Annotated in this window: 13 protein-coding genes; 1 reads left to right on the forward strand and 12 read right to left on the reverse strand. The window is 66.8% G+C overall.

The genetic code is table 11. The features are described 5' to 3' along the window. Nucleotides 1-25 precede the first annotated feature (25 nt). The 12 genes from trpC to PTT45_RS04835 all read right to left on the reverse strand — a co-directional run bounded on the left by trpC (nucleotide 26) and on the right by PTT45_RS04835 (nucleotide 13,235). Entirely contained in the window at nucleotides 26-862 is an 837-nt protein-coding gene (trpC, locus tag PTT45_RS04780; protein WP_273811794.1) for an indole-3-glycerol phosphate synthase TrpC, read from the reverse strand. Next, entirely contained in the window at nucleotides 859-1,905 is a 1,047-nt protein-coding gene (trpD, locus tag PTT45_RS04785; RefSeq protein WP_273811795.1) for an anthranilate phosphoribosyltransferase, read from the reverse strand. The genes trpC and trpD overlap by 4 nt, the downstream gene beginning before the upstream one ends. Beyond that, nucleotides 1,905-2,498 (reverse strand): aminodeoxychorismate/anthranilate synthase component II, encoded by a 594-nt coding sequence (locus PTT45_RS04790; RefSeq protein ID WP_273811796.1) that lies wholly within the window; start codon nucleotides 2,496-2,498, stop codon nucleotides 1,905-1,907. The genes trpD and PTT45_RS04790 overlap by 1 nt, the downstream gene beginning before the upstream one ends. 11 nt (nucleotides 2,499-2,509) lie before the next feature. Further along, nucleotides 2,510-3,988, reverse strand: coding sequence for an anthranilate synthase component I (gene trpE, locus PTT45_RS04795; protein WP_273811797.1), 1,479 nt, complete (start codon nucleotides 3,986-3,988; stop codon nucleotides 2,510-2,512). A 73-nt stretch (nucleotides 3,989-4,061) separates the two neighbouring features. Beyond that, on the reverse strand, nucleotides 4,062-4,835 hold the full coding sequence (locus PTT45_RS04800) for a phosphoglycolate phosphatase (RefSeq protein ID WP_273812262.1): 774 nt from the start codon (nucleotides 4,833-4,835) through the stop codon (nucleotides 4,062-4,064). 38 nt (nucleotides 4,836-4,873) lie between these two features. Further along, nucleotides 4,874-5,548 (reverse strand): ribulose-phosphate 3-epimerase, encoded by a 675-nt coding sequence (rpe, locus tag PTT45_RS04805; protein ID WP_273811798.1) that lies wholly within the window; start codon nucleotides 5,546-5,548, stop codon nucleotides 4,874-4,876. Between the two features lie 102 nt (nucleotides 5,549-5,650). Further along, nucleotides 5,651-6,478: an ABC transporter permease gene (locus PTT45_RS04810; protein ID WP_273811799.1), complete on the reverse strand. Its 828-nt coding sequence runs from the start codon at nucleotides 6,476-6,478 to the stop codon at nucleotides 5,651-5,653. A 16-nt stretch (nucleotides 6,479-6,494) separates the two neighbouring features. After that, on the reverse strand, nucleotides 6,495-7,742 hold the full coding sequence (locus PTT45_RS04815) for an ABC transporter permease (protein WP_273811800.1): 1,248 nt from the start codon (nucleotides 7,740-7,742) through the stop codon (nucleotides 6,495-6,497). A 123-nt stretch (nucleotides 7,743-7,865) separates the two neighbouring features. Further along, nucleotides 7,866-8,906: an ABC transporter substrate-binding protein gene (locus PTT45_RS04820; RefSeq protein WP_273811801.1), complete on the reverse strand. Its 1,041-nt coding sequence runs from the start codon at nucleotides 8,904-8,906 to the stop codon at nucleotides 7,866-7,868. 44 nt (nucleotides 8,907-8,950) lie between these two features. Beyond that, nucleotides 8,951-10,060: an ABC transporter ATP-binding protein gene (locus tag PTT45_RS04825; protein WP_273811802.1), complete on the reverse strand. Its 1,110-nt coding sequence runs from the start codon at nucleotides 10,058-10,060 to the stop codon at nucleotides 8,951-8,953. A gap of 170 nt (nucleotides 10,061-10,230) precedes the next feature. Then, entirely contained in the window at nucleotides 10,231-10,860 is a 630-nt protein-coding gene (locus PTT45_RS04830; protein WP_273811803.1) for a response regulator, read from the reverse strand. Next, complete coding sequence (locus PTT45_RS04835; protein ID WP_273811804.1) at nucleotides 10,857-13,235, reverse strand: PAS domain-containing sensor histidine kinase; 2,379 nt, start codon at nucleotides 13,233-13,235, stop codon at nucleotides 10,857-10,859. Before PTT45_RS04835 ends, PTT45_RS04830 begins: the two co-directional genes overlap by 4 nt. A 98-nt stretch (nucleotides 13,236-13,333) precedes the next feature. Between PTT45_RS04835 and PTT45_RS04840 the strand changes: the two genes are divergently transcribed. Next, nucleotides 13,334-14,323, forward strand: coding sequence for an alpha/beta hydrolase family protein (locus PTT45_RS04840; protein WP_273811805.1), 990 nt, complete (start codon nucleotides 13,334-13,336; stop codon nucleotides 14,321-14,323). Nucleotides 14,324-14,354 lie beyond the last annotated feature (31 nt).

Here is a 14,354-nt window from a genome sequence, read left to right on the forward strand (position 1 = left end):
CGGCGGGCTTTTTCATGGCTGGCGATCAGTCCGGATCAATCCCGGCGACTATGCGGCTGCCATCAGGGAAGAACAGGCGCTTGAGCTCGGTGCCCGGCTCCTCGGCGCGCATGAACGCCTCGCCGACCAGGAAGGCATAGACCCGGTTGATCTCCATCAGCTCCACGTCGGCGCGGGTAAGGATGCCGCTCTCGGTGACCACCACGCGATCGTGAGGAATACGCGGCAGCAGGTCGAGCGTGTTCTCCAGGCTCACCTCGAAGGTATGCAGGCTGCGGTTGTTGATGCCCAGCAGCGGCGTGTCGAGGTGTTTGAGCGCACGCTCCAGCTCGTCGCCGTCATGCACTTCCACCAGCACGTCGAGGCCCTGCTCCTTGGCCACGCTGGCCAGCTCGACCATGCGCGCATCGTCCAGCGCCGAGACGATCAGCAGGATGCAGTCGGCGCCGATGGCCCGCGCTTCCACGACCTGGTAGGGGTCGATCATGAAGTCCTTGCGGATCACCGGCAGCGAGCAGGCAGCGCGGACCTGCTTGAGGTAGTCGTCGGCGCCCTGGAAGAAGTCGATGTCGGTCAGCACCGACAGACAGGCGGCGCCGCCGGCCTCGTAGCTCTTGGCGATCTCGGCCGGCACGAAGTTCTCGCGCAGCACGCCCTTGCTCGGCGATGCCTTCTTCACCTCGGCGATCACCGCCGGCTGCTTGTGCGCCACGCGCTCCTGCAGGGCGCGGGCGAAGCCGCGTACAGGGTCGGCGGCACGCGCCTGCGCCTCGACTTCGGCAAAGCTTGCGCGAGCACGGCGCTCGGCCACTTCCTCGGCCTTGCGGGCGAGGATCTTCTCCAGCACGGTTGGAATGCTCACTCTTGGTTCTCCACGCGGAATACGGCGGTAAAGGACACCAGCTCGTCCAGCTTTTCCCAGGCCAGGCCAGTGTGCAGGGCATCCTGGGCCAGCTGCATACCTTCCTTGAGGCTGGTGGCGATGTCCGCGGCATACAGGGCCGCACCGGCATTGAGCACGATCATGTCGGCGGCCTTCTGGCCATTCTCGGTCTTGCGCCGGCCGAGTGCATCGCGGATCAGCGCCAGTGAGCCCTGGGCGTCTTCGACAGTCAGGCCGATCAGGCTCTGGCTCTTGATGCCGAAGTCCTCGGGCTGGATGCGGTACTCGCTGACCACGCCATCCTTGAGTTCGGCGACATGGGTCGGCGCGGCCAGGCTGATCTCGTCCAGGCCATCGCTGGCGTGCACCACCAGCACATGCTTGCTGCCCAGGCGTTGCAACACTTCTGCCATCGGCCGGCACAGCGCCTGGCTGAACACGCCGATCACCTGGTGCTTGACCCCGGCCGGGTTGGTCATCGGGCCGAGCATGTTGAAGATGGTGCGCAGGCCCAGCTCGCGGCGCGGGCCGATGGCATGCTTCATCGCGCCGTGATGGGCCGGAGCGAACATGAAGCCGACTCCCACGGACTCTACGCAGCGTGCGACCTGCTCAGGCTTCAGGTTCAGGTAAACGCCGGCAGCTTCCAGCAGGTCGGCGCTGCCGCTCTTGCCGGACACGGCGCGGTTGCCGTGCTTGGCCACGCGCCCGCCAGCCGCGGCGACCACGAAGGCCGCGGCGGTGGAGACGTTGAACACGTTCATGCCGTCGCCACCGGTACCGCAGGTATCGACCAGGCGTTCGGCGTTGATCTGCACCGGCGCGGCCAGCTCACGCATGACGGTGGCGGCGCCGACGATCTCGTCGATGGTCTCGCTCTTCATGCGCATGCCCATGAGGAACGCGCCGATCTGCGCATCGGTGCACTGGCCGGTCATGATCAGGCGCATCACGTCCTGCATCTCGGCGGTGGTCAGGTCCAGCTGGGCGACCACCCGGTTGAGGGCTTCCTTGATATCCATCAGCGCACCCCGCCCTGCTGCTTGAGGAAGTTGGCGAACAGTTCGTGGCCCTGCTCGGTGAGGATGGATTCCGGGTGGAACTGCACACCCTCGATGTTCAGGGTCTTGTGGCGCAGGCCCATGATCTCGTCGACCGAACCATCGGCATGCTGGGTCCAGGCGGTGATCTCCAGGCACTCCGGCAGTGTCTCGCGCTTGACCACCAGCGAGTGGTAGCGGGTCACGGTCAGCGGCTTGTTGAGGCCGGCGAACACGCCCAGGTCCTCATGGAACACCGGGCTGGTCTTGCCGTGCATCACCTGGCGCGCACGCACCACATCACCGCCGAAGGCCTGGCCGATGCTCTGGTGGCCCAGGCACACGCCGAGGATCGGCAGCTTGCCGGCGAAGTGCAGGATGGTCTCGATGGACACACCCGCCTCGGTCGGCGTGCACGGCCCGGGCGAGACCACGATGCGCTCGGGCTTGAGGGCCTCGATCTCGGCGACCGTCAGTTCGTCGTTGCGGATCACGTGGACATCGGCACCCAGCTCGCCTAGGTACTGCACCACGTTGTAAGTAAAGGAGTCGTAGTTGTCGATCATCAGCAGCATGGTTGGGCCCCTTACTCTACGGACTGTTCGGCGAGGCTGACCGCGCGGAACATGGCGCGGCGCTTGTTCAGGGTTTCTTCCCACTCCAGGGCCGGCTGCGAGTCGGCGACGATGCCGGCACCAGCCTGCACGTGCAGCTCACCGTCCTTGATCACCGCGGTACGAATCGCGATCGCGGTGTCCATGTTGCCGTTCCACGCCAGATAACCCACGGCGCCGCCGTAGACACCACGCTTGACCGGCTCCAGCTCGTCGATGATTTCCATCGCGCGCACCTTGGGCGCGCCGGACAGGGTGCCGGCCGGCAGGATGGCGCGCAGCGCGTCCATCGCACTCAGGCCCTGCTTCAGCTGGCCGGTGACGTTGGAGACGATGTGCATGACGTTGGAATAGCGTTCGATGACCATCTGCTCGGTGACCTTTACCGAACCGGTGGCCGACACGCGACCGGCATCGTTGCGGCCCAGGTCGATCAGCATCAGGTGCTCGGCGATCTCCTTGGCGTCGGACAGCAGGTCCTTCTCCAGCTCGATGTCAGCTTCTTCGGTCGCGCCGCGCGGACGGGTGCCGGCGATCGGGCGCACGGTGACCAGGTTGTCCTCGACGCGCACCAGCACTTCCGGCGAACTGCCCACCACGTGGAAGTCGCCGAAGTTGAAGAAGTACATGTACGGAGTCGGGTTGATGCAGCGCAGCGCGCGGTACAGGTCGATCGGCGCAGCCTGGAACGGGATCGACATGCGCTGGGAGATCACCACCTGCATGCAGTCGCCGGCCAGGATGTATTCCTTGATCGCGCCGACCGCAGCCTCGTAGTTGTCACGCTTGAAGCTGGAGACGAAGTCCGGCTCCTTGCCGGCCGGCTTGCTCAGGTCCACGCCCAGGCGCGGGGTGATCGGCTGGCGCAGCTTGTTCAGCAGCTCGCGCAGCTGGGCCTGGCCCTGCTCGAAGGCATCGGCCTGGGCCGGATCGGCGAGGACGATGGCGTGCATCTTGCCGGCCAGGTTGTCGAACACCACCACGGCATCCGAGACCATCAGCAGAATGTCCGGGGTGCCCAGCGGATCGGGGTTCGGGCACTGCGCCAGCTTCTTCTCCACGTAGCGCACGCTGTCGTAGCCGAAGTAGCCAACCAGGCCGCCGTTGAAACGTGGCAACCCGGCAATGGTCGGCACGTTGTAGCGCGCCTTGAACTGCTCGACGAAGGCCAGCGGGTCTTCGCTTTCCAGGCTCTCCACCTCGACGCCGTCGACACGCACGCTGATCTGGTGACCATGCACGCGCAGCACGGTGCGTGCCGGCAGGCCGATGATCGAATAACGGCCCCACTTCTCGCCGCCCTGCACGGATTCCAGCAGGTAGGAGTTGGGGGTGTCGGCCAGCTTGAGGTAGATCGACAGCGGGGTGTCGAAGTCGGCCAGGGTTTCGAATGCAAGCGGAATGCGGTTGTAGCCGTCGGCGGCCAAGCGCAGGAATTCTTCGCGGGTCATGCTCTGCCTCGTGGTATGAGGAGGTGAAACGGATGTTGGGCAAACGCGCCGGAACCAGCCGGCCAGGAGAAAATCAGGCGCGCCAGCGCCAGCGGGCCAGGGCCTTGATGACTTTCATCCATTGTTTGCTGGCAACTACCACGATGCTGTCTCGATGAGGCGGGTAATCAGAAGAGTCCGGCGACATTAGCGCAGCGTCATCGGCCGCGCAACCGGGCAGCAGCTGGCGCAGATCGTCGAGCACCCGAGCCGGGTTCTCCTCGGCAATCGGCCGACCGTGGTTGTAGCCGTAGCTCAGCGCTACGCACGGCACGCTGGCGGCGCGGGCGGCCAGCACGTCGTTGCGCGAATCGCCAATGAAAAGGGCGCGCTCGGGCTCGACGTTGGCCAGGCGCATGACGAACAGCAGCGCCGCCGGATCGGGCTTCTGCTGCGGCAGGGTGTCGCCACCGATGATCCAGCGGAAGTAGCGCCCCAGCTTCATCTCGTCCAGCAGCGGGGCGACGAAGCGCTCCGGCTTGTTGGTGATCAGCGCCAGCTCCACGCCCTGCTTCTTCAGCCACTTGAGGGTAGAGGTGACGCCTGGGTAGACGGTGCTCAGCGCATGACTGCCGGAGTAGGCCTCGTTGAACAGTTCGAGTGCCTGCTCGGTGTCGGCATCGCTGATCTCGGTGTGCTCGATGTCGCCGGCCAGGGCGCGACGCACCAGCACGCGGGCGCCGTTGCCGACCCAATCACGTACGCGCTCGACACCGGCGGCCGGGCGACCGAGCTGCACCAGCATGCGGTCGATGGCGGCAGCCAGGTCGGGCACCGAATCCACCAGGGTGCCGTCCAGGTCGAACATCACCAGGCGCGGCAGGCGCCCTTCGAACAACTCGTGGATCACGCGCGCACCTGGGCCAGCTCGGCGCGCATGGCGTCGATCACCGTATTGTAGTCGGGCTGGTTGAAGATGGCCGAGCCGGCGACGAAGGTGTCGGCGCCCGCCGCGGCGATCTCGCGGATGTTCTTGGCGCTGACGCCGCCGTCGATCTCCAGGCGGATGTCGTAGCCGGAGGCGTCGATCAGGGCGCGGGCTTCGCGCAGCTTGTCGAGGGTGCCGGGGATGAACTTCTGCCCGCCGAAGCCGGGGTTCACGCTCATCAGCAGGATCATGTCGACCTTGTCCATCACGTACTTCAGGCAGTCCAGCGAGGTGGCCGGGTTGAACACCAGGCCGGACTTGGCACCGCCGTCGCGGATCAGCTGCAGGGAGCGATCGATGTGCTGGGTGGCTTCCGGGTGGAAGGTCACGTAGGTCGCGCCGGCGTCGATGAAGTCGCCGATGATGCGGTCGACCGGCGACACCATCAGGTGGGCGTCGATCGGGGCGGTGATGCCGTACTTGCGCAGTGCCGAGCAGACCATCGGGCCGATGGTCAGGTTGGGCACGTAGTGGTTGTCCATCACATCGAAGTGGACGATGTCGGCGCCGGCGGCGAGCACCTTGTCGACTTCCTCGCCCAGGCGGGCGAAATCGGCGGACAGGATCGACGGAGCGATGGCGAAGGGTTGCATGGCGGCCTCAGGCTTCAATCACGGTGGTGCGATTGTAGCCTGAGAGCAATACGCAGCGGTTGTCGTACGTCAGTCTGGCGCTTCGACCATGGTCGAAAAGCCTTACTCCGGCAGCGAGGTCCGCATCTTCTCGCTACGCCCGCGCAGCCACTCCAGGGTCAGCAGCATGACCACCGAGAAGGCGATCAGCAGGGTCGCGGCGGCGGCGATGGTCGGCGACAGGTTCTCGCGGATGCCGCTGAACATCTGCCGTGGCAGGGTGGCCTGCTCGGGGCCGGCGAGGAACAGGGTCACCACCACTTCGTCGAACGAGGTGGCAAAGGCGAACAACGCGCCGGAGATCACCCCAGGGGCGATCAACGGCAGGGTCACCCGGCGGAACGCGGTGATCGGCGAGGCGCCCAGGCTGGCCGCAGCGCGCACCAGATTGTAGTTGAAGCCCTGCAGCGTGGCCGACACGGTGATGATCACGAAGGGCACGCCGAGCACGGCGTGCACCAGGATCAGCGAGGTGTAGCTGTTGCCCAGCCCCAGCGGAGCAAAGAACAGGTAGCTGGCCACACCGACGATCACCACCGGAGCGACCATCGGCGAGATCAGCAGGCTCATCACCAGCGCCTTGCCGCGGAACTCGCCACGGGTCAGGCCGATGGCCGCCAGTGTGCCGAAGACCATGGCCAGCACGGTGGCGGCCGGCGCCACGATCATGCTGTTCTTCAGCGAGCGCATCCACTCGGCCGAGGTGAAGAACGACTCGTACCAGCGCAGGGAGAAGCCCTGCAACGGGTAGACCAGGAAGCTGCCGGAGTTGAACGACAGCGGGATGATCACCAGCACCGGCAGGATCAGGAACAGCAGCACCAGCGCGCACAGGCTGCGGTGGGTCCAGAACCAGGCGCGTTCGACGGGGGACTTGTAGGGGCTCAGCATCTCGTTGTTCTCCTGATCAGCCCAGACGCAGGCGGCTCGCGCCCACCAGCCAGCTGTACACCACGTAGAGCAGCATGGTCGCCAGCAGCAGCAGGCCGCCCAGCGCGGTGGCCATGCCCCAGTTGATGGTGCTGTTGGTGTAGAAGGCGACGAAGTAGCTGATCATCTGATCGCCCGGGCTGCCCAGCAGGGCCGGGGTGATGTAGTAGCCGATGGACAGGATGAACACCAGCAGGCAGCCAGCGCCGACGCCGGCCAGGGTCTGCGGGAAGTACACCCGCCAGAAGCTGGCGAACGGGTGGCAGCCGAGCGAGATGGCGGCGCGCATGTAGCTCGGCGAGATGCCCTTCATCACGCTGAAGATCGGCAGGATCATGAACGGCAGCATGATGTGCACCATGGCCACGTACACGCCGGTGCGGTTGAACACCAGCTGCAGCGGCTGATCGATGATGCCCATGGCGATCAGCGCGCTGTTGATCAGCCCGCCCGACTGCAGCAGCACGATCCACGCCGCCACACGCACCAGGATCGAGGTCCAGAACGGCAGCAGCACCAGGATCATCAGCAGGTTGCTGGTGCGGGTCGGCAGATTGGCCAGCAGGTAGGCCAGCGGATAGGCCAGCACCAGGCAGATGGCGGTGATCACCAGGCCCATCCAGAAGGTGCGGGCGAAGATGTCCAGGTAGATGGCCTGGTCCGGGGTGGCGGACGCCAGCTCGCCGAGATCGTCGATCCGGTGGTCGAGGGACGCCAGCAGGAAATACGAGGTGAAGGCACTGTCGTTGCGGCGGATCACCTGCCAGTAGGCCGGGTCGCCCCAGCGCTCGTCGAGGCTCTCCAGCGCATCCTTGTACGAGGCCGGCTCCTGCTTGAACGGCAGGGCGCGACCGGTCTTGGCCAGCAGGCTGCGGTAGCCGGCCAGCTCCATGTTCAGGCGCTTGGAAAGGTCGCCGATGGTCTGGTTCTTCCGTGCCTCGGCCAGGTCCTGGGCCAGGGCCTGGTACACCGGCTCGTCGGGCAGGCCGCGGCCATCCCAGGCGCCAATCGCCTCGACGGTACGCGGCAGGCTGCCGACCACCTCGGGGTTCTCCACGCTCTTGTACAGCAGGATGCCGATCGGCAGCAGGAACACCACGAAGAGGAACACCAGCAGCGGCAGGATCAGGCCCTGGGCCTTGAGCCGGTTGATGCGCTCGGCGCGGGCCAGCTTCTGCTTGAGGGTCAGGCCGGCAAACTCGGTAATGGAAACGGTAGTGGCCATCGCGGGCTCCAGATACACCGGGACAAAGCGCCCTCGCCCAAACGCGGGCGAGGGTTAGGAGGAACGGGGGAGCGTTCCTCCAACCAACTCCCCTTCACCAGGAAGGGGCACAGCACGGGAAACTTACTTAGCCGCCCAGGCGTTGAAGCGTTGCTCCAGCTGCTCGCCGTAGTCGGCCCAGAAGGTCACGTTCATGGCCACCTGGTTGGCGATGTTTTCCGGAGTGGTCGGCATGTCCTTGAGCAGCGCCGGGTCGAGCAGCTCGACGGCCTTCTTGTTGGCCGGGCCGTAGGCGATGTTCGAGGAGTAGATCTTCTGCTGCTCGGGCTGCACGCTGAACGCGGCGAAGGCCTTGGCGGCGTCGCCATCCTTGGTGCCCTTCGGAATGGCCCAGGAGTCGAAGTCGTAGATGCCGCCGTTCCACACCACCTGCAGGTTGCTCTCCTTCTGCACGGCGGCGATGCGGCCGTTGTAGGCGGAGCTCATGACCACGTCACCCGAGGCGAGGAACTGCGGCGGCTGGGCGCCGGCTTCCCACCACTGGATGTTCGGCTTGATCTCGTCGAGCTTCTTGAACGCGCGATCCTGGCCTTCCTGGGTGGCGAGCACGGTGTAGACGTCCTTCGGTGCCACGCCATCGGCCATCAGGGCGAACTCCAGGGTGTACTTGGCGCCCTTGCGCAGGCCGCGTTTGCCCGGGAACTTGGCCACGTCCCAGAAATCGGCCCAGCTGGTCGGTGCGGCGGACAGTTTGTCGGCGTTGTAGGCGAGCACCGTGGACCACACGAAGAAGCCCACGCCGCACGGCTGCAGCGCTCCCTCGACGAAGTCGGCCTCGTTGCCGAACTGGGCCGGATCGAGTTCCTCGAACAGGCCTTCGTCACAGCCGCGGGCCAGTTCCGGCGATTCCACTTCCACCAGGTGCCAGGACACGCTGTTGGTATCGACCATGGCCTTCACCTTGGCCATCTCGCCGTTGTACTCGCCGGCGATGATCTTGCCTTTGCCGGCCGCTTCCCACGGCTGATAGAAGGCCTTGACCTGGGCATCCTTGTTGGCGCCGCCGAAGGAGATCACGGTCAGGTCGGCCGCCATCGCCTGAGAGGCGGCGGCCAGGCCCAGGGCCAGAGTCCCGAGGCGGAACATGCTGCGGATGTTGCTCATTGTTTTTCTCTCCACGCTGCTAGTTGGTCTTGCCTTGGTAGCGCCTATTCCACGATCAGCGGATCGAGCGCCCGTACGTGCTCCACATGCCAGCCGAGCGGCACCACGTCGCCCACGCCTAGGGCGGGGTCGAGCTCGGCGATCGGCTGCTTGACGAAGAAGTTGGGGTTGCCGCAGACCTCCATGCGAATGCGCACGTGGTCGCCCAGGTAGATGAACTCGGCCACGCGGCCGCTGAAGCGGTTGGCGCAGCTCTCGCTGGCGGCGTTGATGCGCACGCGCTCGGGGCGGATCGACAGGCTCACCGGCTCGCCCGGCGCACCGACCTTCACCGCCAGCGCCTGCACCTGCTCGCCACGCGCGGTACGCACGGTGCAGCGCTCGCCGTCCTGGCTGACCAGCTCGCCGGCCAGGCGATTGTTCTCGCCGATGAAGTGGGCGACGAAGGTGTTGCGCGGCGCCTCGTAGAGATCACGCGGTGGAGCGATCTGCTGGATCTCGCCCTGGTGGAACACCGCCACGCGGTCGGACATGGTCAGCGCCTCGCCCTGGTCGTGGGTCACGTAGACCACGGTCACGCCCAGGCGCTGGTGGATGTGCTTGATCTCCATCTGCATGTGCTCGCGTAGCTGCTTATCGAGCGCGCCGAGCGGCTCGTCCATCAGCACCAGCTGTGGCTCGAACACCAGCGCACGGGCCAGGGCCACGCGCTGCTGCTGGCCGCCAGAGAGCTGCGCCGGGTAGCGGTTGCGGAAGTTGTCGAGCTGCACCATGGACAGCGCGCGCTTGACCCGCTCGGTGATGTCGGTCTTGTTCATGCCGCGCACGGTGAGCGGGAAGGCCAGGTTCTCGGCCACCGTCATGTGCGGGAACAGCGCGTAGTTCTGGAACACCATGCCGATGTCGCGCTTGTGCGGCGGCACGTTGTTGATGGCGCGCCCGGCCAGGAGGATCTCGCCGGCGGTGGGCGTCTCGAAACCGGCCAGCATCATCAGGCTGGTGGTCTTGCCGGAGCCGGACGGGCCGAGCAGGGTGAGGAACTCGCCCTTGCGGATGTCCAGATTGAGGTCTTTGACGATCAGGCTTTCGCCGTCGTAGCTCTTCTGCACGCCCTTGAAACTGACGAGCACGTCGCTGGAAGCATTCTCGGCCATCACCACACCTTTGTTCTTGTTGCCGTGTGGTAAGACTAGAAAGCCATGCAGCCGGTGCAAATCGGGCGGTATGAGAGATTGCTATAAGGCTTGCGGAGGACCCGCTGTAGGGATCGCCCTACAAGAGGCGAGTTACCGAGGGAGCCCTCACCCGGGAGAGGGAGCAGCGGTCAGAGCAGCTTGTGCTCAACGGCGTACTTCACCAGGTCGGCCACCGAGTGCAGGTTGAGCTTCTGCATCAGGCGCGCCTTGTGGGTGCTGATGGTCTTGCTGCTGACCGACAGCTGCAGGGCGATCTCGTTGACCCCCTCGCCGCGTACCAGGCGCTCGAATACCGAGAACTCGCGTTCGGACAGCAGCGCATGCGGCGGCCGCGAGTCGGTCAGGCCGACCTCGAAGACCATGCGATCGGCCAGCTCCGGGTCGATGTAACGGCCACCGGCGGCAACCTTGCGGATGGCGGTGAGCAGCAGCGCCGGGTCGCTGTCCTTGGTGGCGTAGCCGGCGGCGCCGATCTTCAGCGCGCGGGCAGCCATCTGCGCCTCGTCATGCATGGACAGCACCAGCACCGCCGGCGGCTCGTCCAGGGCGCGGATGCGCGGAATCGCCTCCAGGCCGTTCACCCCGGGCATGGAGATATCCAGCAGCACCACCTCGCAGGGCGTATTGCGCAGGGTCTCCAGCAACTGCTCGCCGTTGCAGGCCTCGCCAACCACCGTGAGGTCCTTGGCCAGGCCGATCAGTTGTTTTATGCCCTCGCGGACGATGGTGTGGTCTTCGGCCACCAGTACTCGAATCACGCTACGACCTCTTCATCCAGTGCCACGTGCACGCTCAGGCTAGTGCCCTCCCCCGGCCGGCTGTCGAGGTGCAGACGGCCGCCGAGCATCAGCACGCGCTCGCGCATGCCGACCAGGCCGAAGGATTGTGCGCGCTGGGCGGCCACCTCGAAACCCCGACCATCGTCACTCACGCCCAGGTACAGCTCGCGGCCCTGCACCTCCAGGGTGATTTCCACGCTATGCGCCTGGGCATGCCGCAGCACGTTGGTCAGCGCCTCCTGCAACACGCGGAACAGGCCGATGGCCTTGGCATCTGAGAGTGCCGGCAGCTGCTCGGGCACCTGCACCAGGCAGGCGATGCCGCTGCGCGCCTCGAAGCGCCGCGCCTGCCACTCGATGGCCGAGGCGATGCCGGCGTCGAGGATCGGCGGGCGCAGCGCGGTGGCCACGTCACGCACCAGCTGGAACAGGTTGGCGATCAGCTTCTTCATGCTGTCCAGGCGCGTCTGTAGGCCGGGGTCGAGGCCGGCGAAGGCCAGCTCGCACATGGAGGTCTCCAGCTTGAGCACGGTGAGCACCTGGCCTAGCTCGTCGTGCACCTCGCGTGCGATGCGCGCCTTCTCCTCCTCGCGCACGCTCTCCAGGTGCGCGGACAGCTCGCGCAGCTGGGCGCGCGACTCGGCCAGCTCCAGCTCGATGGTCTTGTTGTCGCTGATGTCCCACACCACGCCGTCCCACACCACGTGCTCGGCACTCAGCTGACGGGCACTGGCCTTGATATCGGCCCAGCGCACGCGGCCGTCGCGGGTGAGGATGCGGCCCTGCCACTGCCAGTCACTGGCCGCCTCGATGGCCGCATCCTGAGTCGCGTGGTAGGCAGCGCGATCCTGCGGGTGGACCAGGCTGCGGATGCCGAAGTCCACCGCCATGATGGTCGCCGGCGGGTAGCCGACCAGTTGCTCGCTACCCTCGCTGATAAAGGCGAAGTCCACCGGCGCCCCGGCCACCGGCCGCTCCAGGCGGAACACCAGGCCGGGCACGTTGCCGGCGATGCCCTTGAGGCGCGCCTCGCTCTCCTCCAATGCGGCACGGGCGCGGCGGCGTTCGGTGACGTCGGTGAGATAGACCACCAGATACTCGGCCTCGCGAAAGCGCAGGAAGCCCAGGGTCACGTCGGCCGGCATCCAGCTGCCATCGGCGCGCCGGCAGTTGCTCTCGAAGTTCAGCGCGCCCTCTTCCTGCTGGCGCACGCGCTTCCACAGGTTGAGCCAGCGATCCATGCCCAGGTTCGGCTCGAACTGCTGCAGCGGCTGGTCGACCATCGCCGGCGCGGCGTAGCCGAGCATCTCGGCCACCGCCTGGTTGGCGTAGCGCACGCGGCTGTCCCAATTGACCCAGAGGATGCCCACCGTGCTGTGGTCGAGGGAGAACTGCGCCAGGCGCAGCGCCTCTTCGGCCACCTCGCGCTGGCTCAGCGTGTGCCGCACGGCCAGCAGACGCTTTTCCAGACGCCCGCGCTGGCGGCGTACCAGCACCAGCAACAGCAGGCTGATCAGCAGCAGCAGGCCGAGCAGGATGCTCAGGTTGCGCCAGAACTGCGGCGACTCGCCCAGGCTCGGCTTCTTCGCCGTCAGCCAGCGTTGCTGCAACTGTTCCATGCGCTCGGCCGGCAGCTCGCGCAGGCCGGCGTCGAGGATGCCGGCCAGCTCCGGCCAGTCGCGCCGGCTGCCGAAACGTAGCAGCTGCGGCAGGCCGACATCGGCGACCACGGCAAGGGCGGCGAACTCGCGCTCCTGGGCGAGACGACTGAGCTGTGCCTGATCCACCGCGGCGTAGCGCGCCCGCTGCTCCAGCACCGCGCGCAGGGCATCGCGGTCGGTGGCCTGGGGGCGCAGGTGCAGGTTGAAATAGTTGCCGCGCAGGTAGTCGAGCACCGCACTGGGCTCGCGCACGGCGATGGGCTCGCGCGGGCCGAGGTTCTCCAGCTCGACGCCGACCTCGCCGAGGCGCTCACCGACCAGCAGGTGCGGGATGCGCAGGTAGGGGTCGGAGAACTGCCACAGGCGCAGGCCGGCGGGAGTCTGGGTCAGGCCGGGAGCGAAGTCGACGCGGCCGGCGCGCAGGGCCTGCTCCAGTTCGGCCTGGTCGGCAACGCCGAGCCAGCTCAACTCGACGCCGAGGGTCTTGGCCAGCGCCTCGGTCAGCTCGACATTGAGGCCACCGAGACGTTGCTGGCGATGCTGGAACTCCGCGTAGGGCGCCTGCAGCACCACGCCCACGCGCAGCCGCGGGTGCTCGGCCAGCCAGGCGCGCTGGGCCGCATCCAGCCCGGCCGCCCAGGCCGACAACGGCCCCAGCAGCCACAACGAAAGCAACAGTACGAGCCTGCGCACACCCCAGCTCCCGAGCATCAACACTGTCCTTACCTTACCTGACAAACCGTGGCGAAGCGCTTAGGCTGCAGAAACCGCCACCCATATGAAGTGCTGAGATGCGCCGTCCAGTCCTGTCGACACTCCTGGCCCTGTGCCTGACCCTCGCCCCGCTCGCCCAGGCCGAGGAGGAGGCCCCCGCCGCCGACAAGGCCGCCAGTGGCGAAGCCGCTCCCGCCGACCAGGCGCCGCGCCAACCACTGGAGGAGCGCAGCCAGGACAGCGCCGAGGGCCTCGAGCGCCAGTTGCCCAAGGACGAACAGCAGATGCTGCAGGCCGGCGACGAGAAGTTCCTCGCCCTGTGGAAGCCGGCGAACGTGCCCGAGGCCAAGGGCCTGGTGATCCTGGTACCCGGCGCCGACGAGAGCGCCGACTGGCCCCAGGCGATCAAGCCGCTGCGCCTCAAGCTGCCCGATGTCGAATGGAGCACCCTGAGCCTCAGCCTGCCGGACAGCAAGGCCGCGCCGCTGCCGGAGGCCGTGCTGCCACGCGCGCCGGAGCCGGTAAGCGTGGACACGGCCAAGGCACCGCCGGCAGACCCGGCCAGCGCCGGCGCGACCACCGGAGCACCGGGCGAGACGCCGCCCGCGGCCGACACTGCGGAACCCGCGCCGGCATCGGCGCCGGTTCCAGTGGATCCTTCTGTGCGCATCTTCGCCCACATCCAGGCCGGCATCGCCTTCGCCGAACAGCAGGACGCCAAGAACATCGTGCTGCTCGGCCATGGCGACGGAGCCTACTGGGCCGCGCTCTACCTCAAGGAGCGCAAGCCCGACATCAAGCAGCTGGTGGCGGTAGCCCCGCAGCTGCCGGCCGGGCAGACACCGCCACTGGAGGAACTGATCCCGGGCCTCAAGCTGGCCACTGGCGACTTCTTCTACAAGGACCTGACCGCCGACCGCGGCAATGCGGTGCGCCGCAAGCAGGCCAGCAAGCGCCTGGGCCACGACGGCTACACGCAGATCGCCCTGAAGGCCCTGCCGGGCAATCTGGAGGCCGAGCAGGAGCAGCTGTTCCGCCGTGTGCGCGGCTGGCTGGACAAGCAGTAGGCAGGCGCAGGCTATTTATAGGCGCCCCGGC

Source organism: Pseudomonas sp. Gutcm_11s, from assembly GCF_028649395.1.
Classification (GTDB): domain Bacteria; phylum Pseudomonadota; class Gammaproteobacteria; order Pseudomonadales; family Pseudomonadaceae; genus Aquipseudomonas.

Bases quoted from the DNA above. Each gene is read 5' to 3' on its own strand.
- trpE (WP_273811797.1), bottom strand. From the start codon at position 3,988: ATGACCCGCGAAGAATTCCTGCGCTTGGCCGCCGACGGCTACAACCGC.
- rpe (WP_273811798.1), bottom strand. From the start codon at position 5,548: ATGCAACCCTTCGCCATCGCTCCGTCGATCCTGTCCGCCGATTTCGCC.
- trpD (WP_273811795.1), bottom strand. From the start codon at position 1,905: ATGGATATCAAGGAAGCCCTCAACCGGGTGGTCGCCCAGCTGGACCTG.
- PTT45_RS04840 (WP_273811805.1), top strand. From the start codon at position 13,334: ATGCGCCGTCCAGTCCTGTCGACACTCCTGGCCCTGTGCCTGACCCTC.
- PTT45_RS04825 (WP_273811802.1), bottom strand. From the start codon at position 10,060: ATGGCCGAGAATGCTTCCAGCGACGTGCTCGTCAGTTTCAAGGGCGTG.
- PTT45_RS04820 (WP_273811801.1), bottom strand. From the start codon at position 8,906: ATGAGCAACATCCGCAGCATGTTCCGCCTCGGGACTCTGGCCCTGGGC.
- PTT45_RS04815 (WP_273811800.1), bottom strand. From the start codon at position 7,742: ATGGCCACTACCGTTTCCATTACCGAGTTTGCCGGCCTGACCCTCAAG.
- PTT45_RS04790 (WP_273811796.1), bottom strand. From the start codon at position 2,498: ATGCTGCTGATGATCGACAACTACGACTCCTTTACTTACAACGTGGTG.
- PTT45_RS04800 (WP_273812262.1), bottom strand. From the start codon at position 4,835: ATGTTCGACCTGGACGGCACCCTGGTGGATTCGGTGCCCGACCTGGCT.
- PTT45_RS04810 (WP_273811799.1), bottom strand. From the start codon at position 6,478: ATGCTGAGCCCCTACAAGTCCCCCGTCGAACGCGCCTGGTTCTGGACC.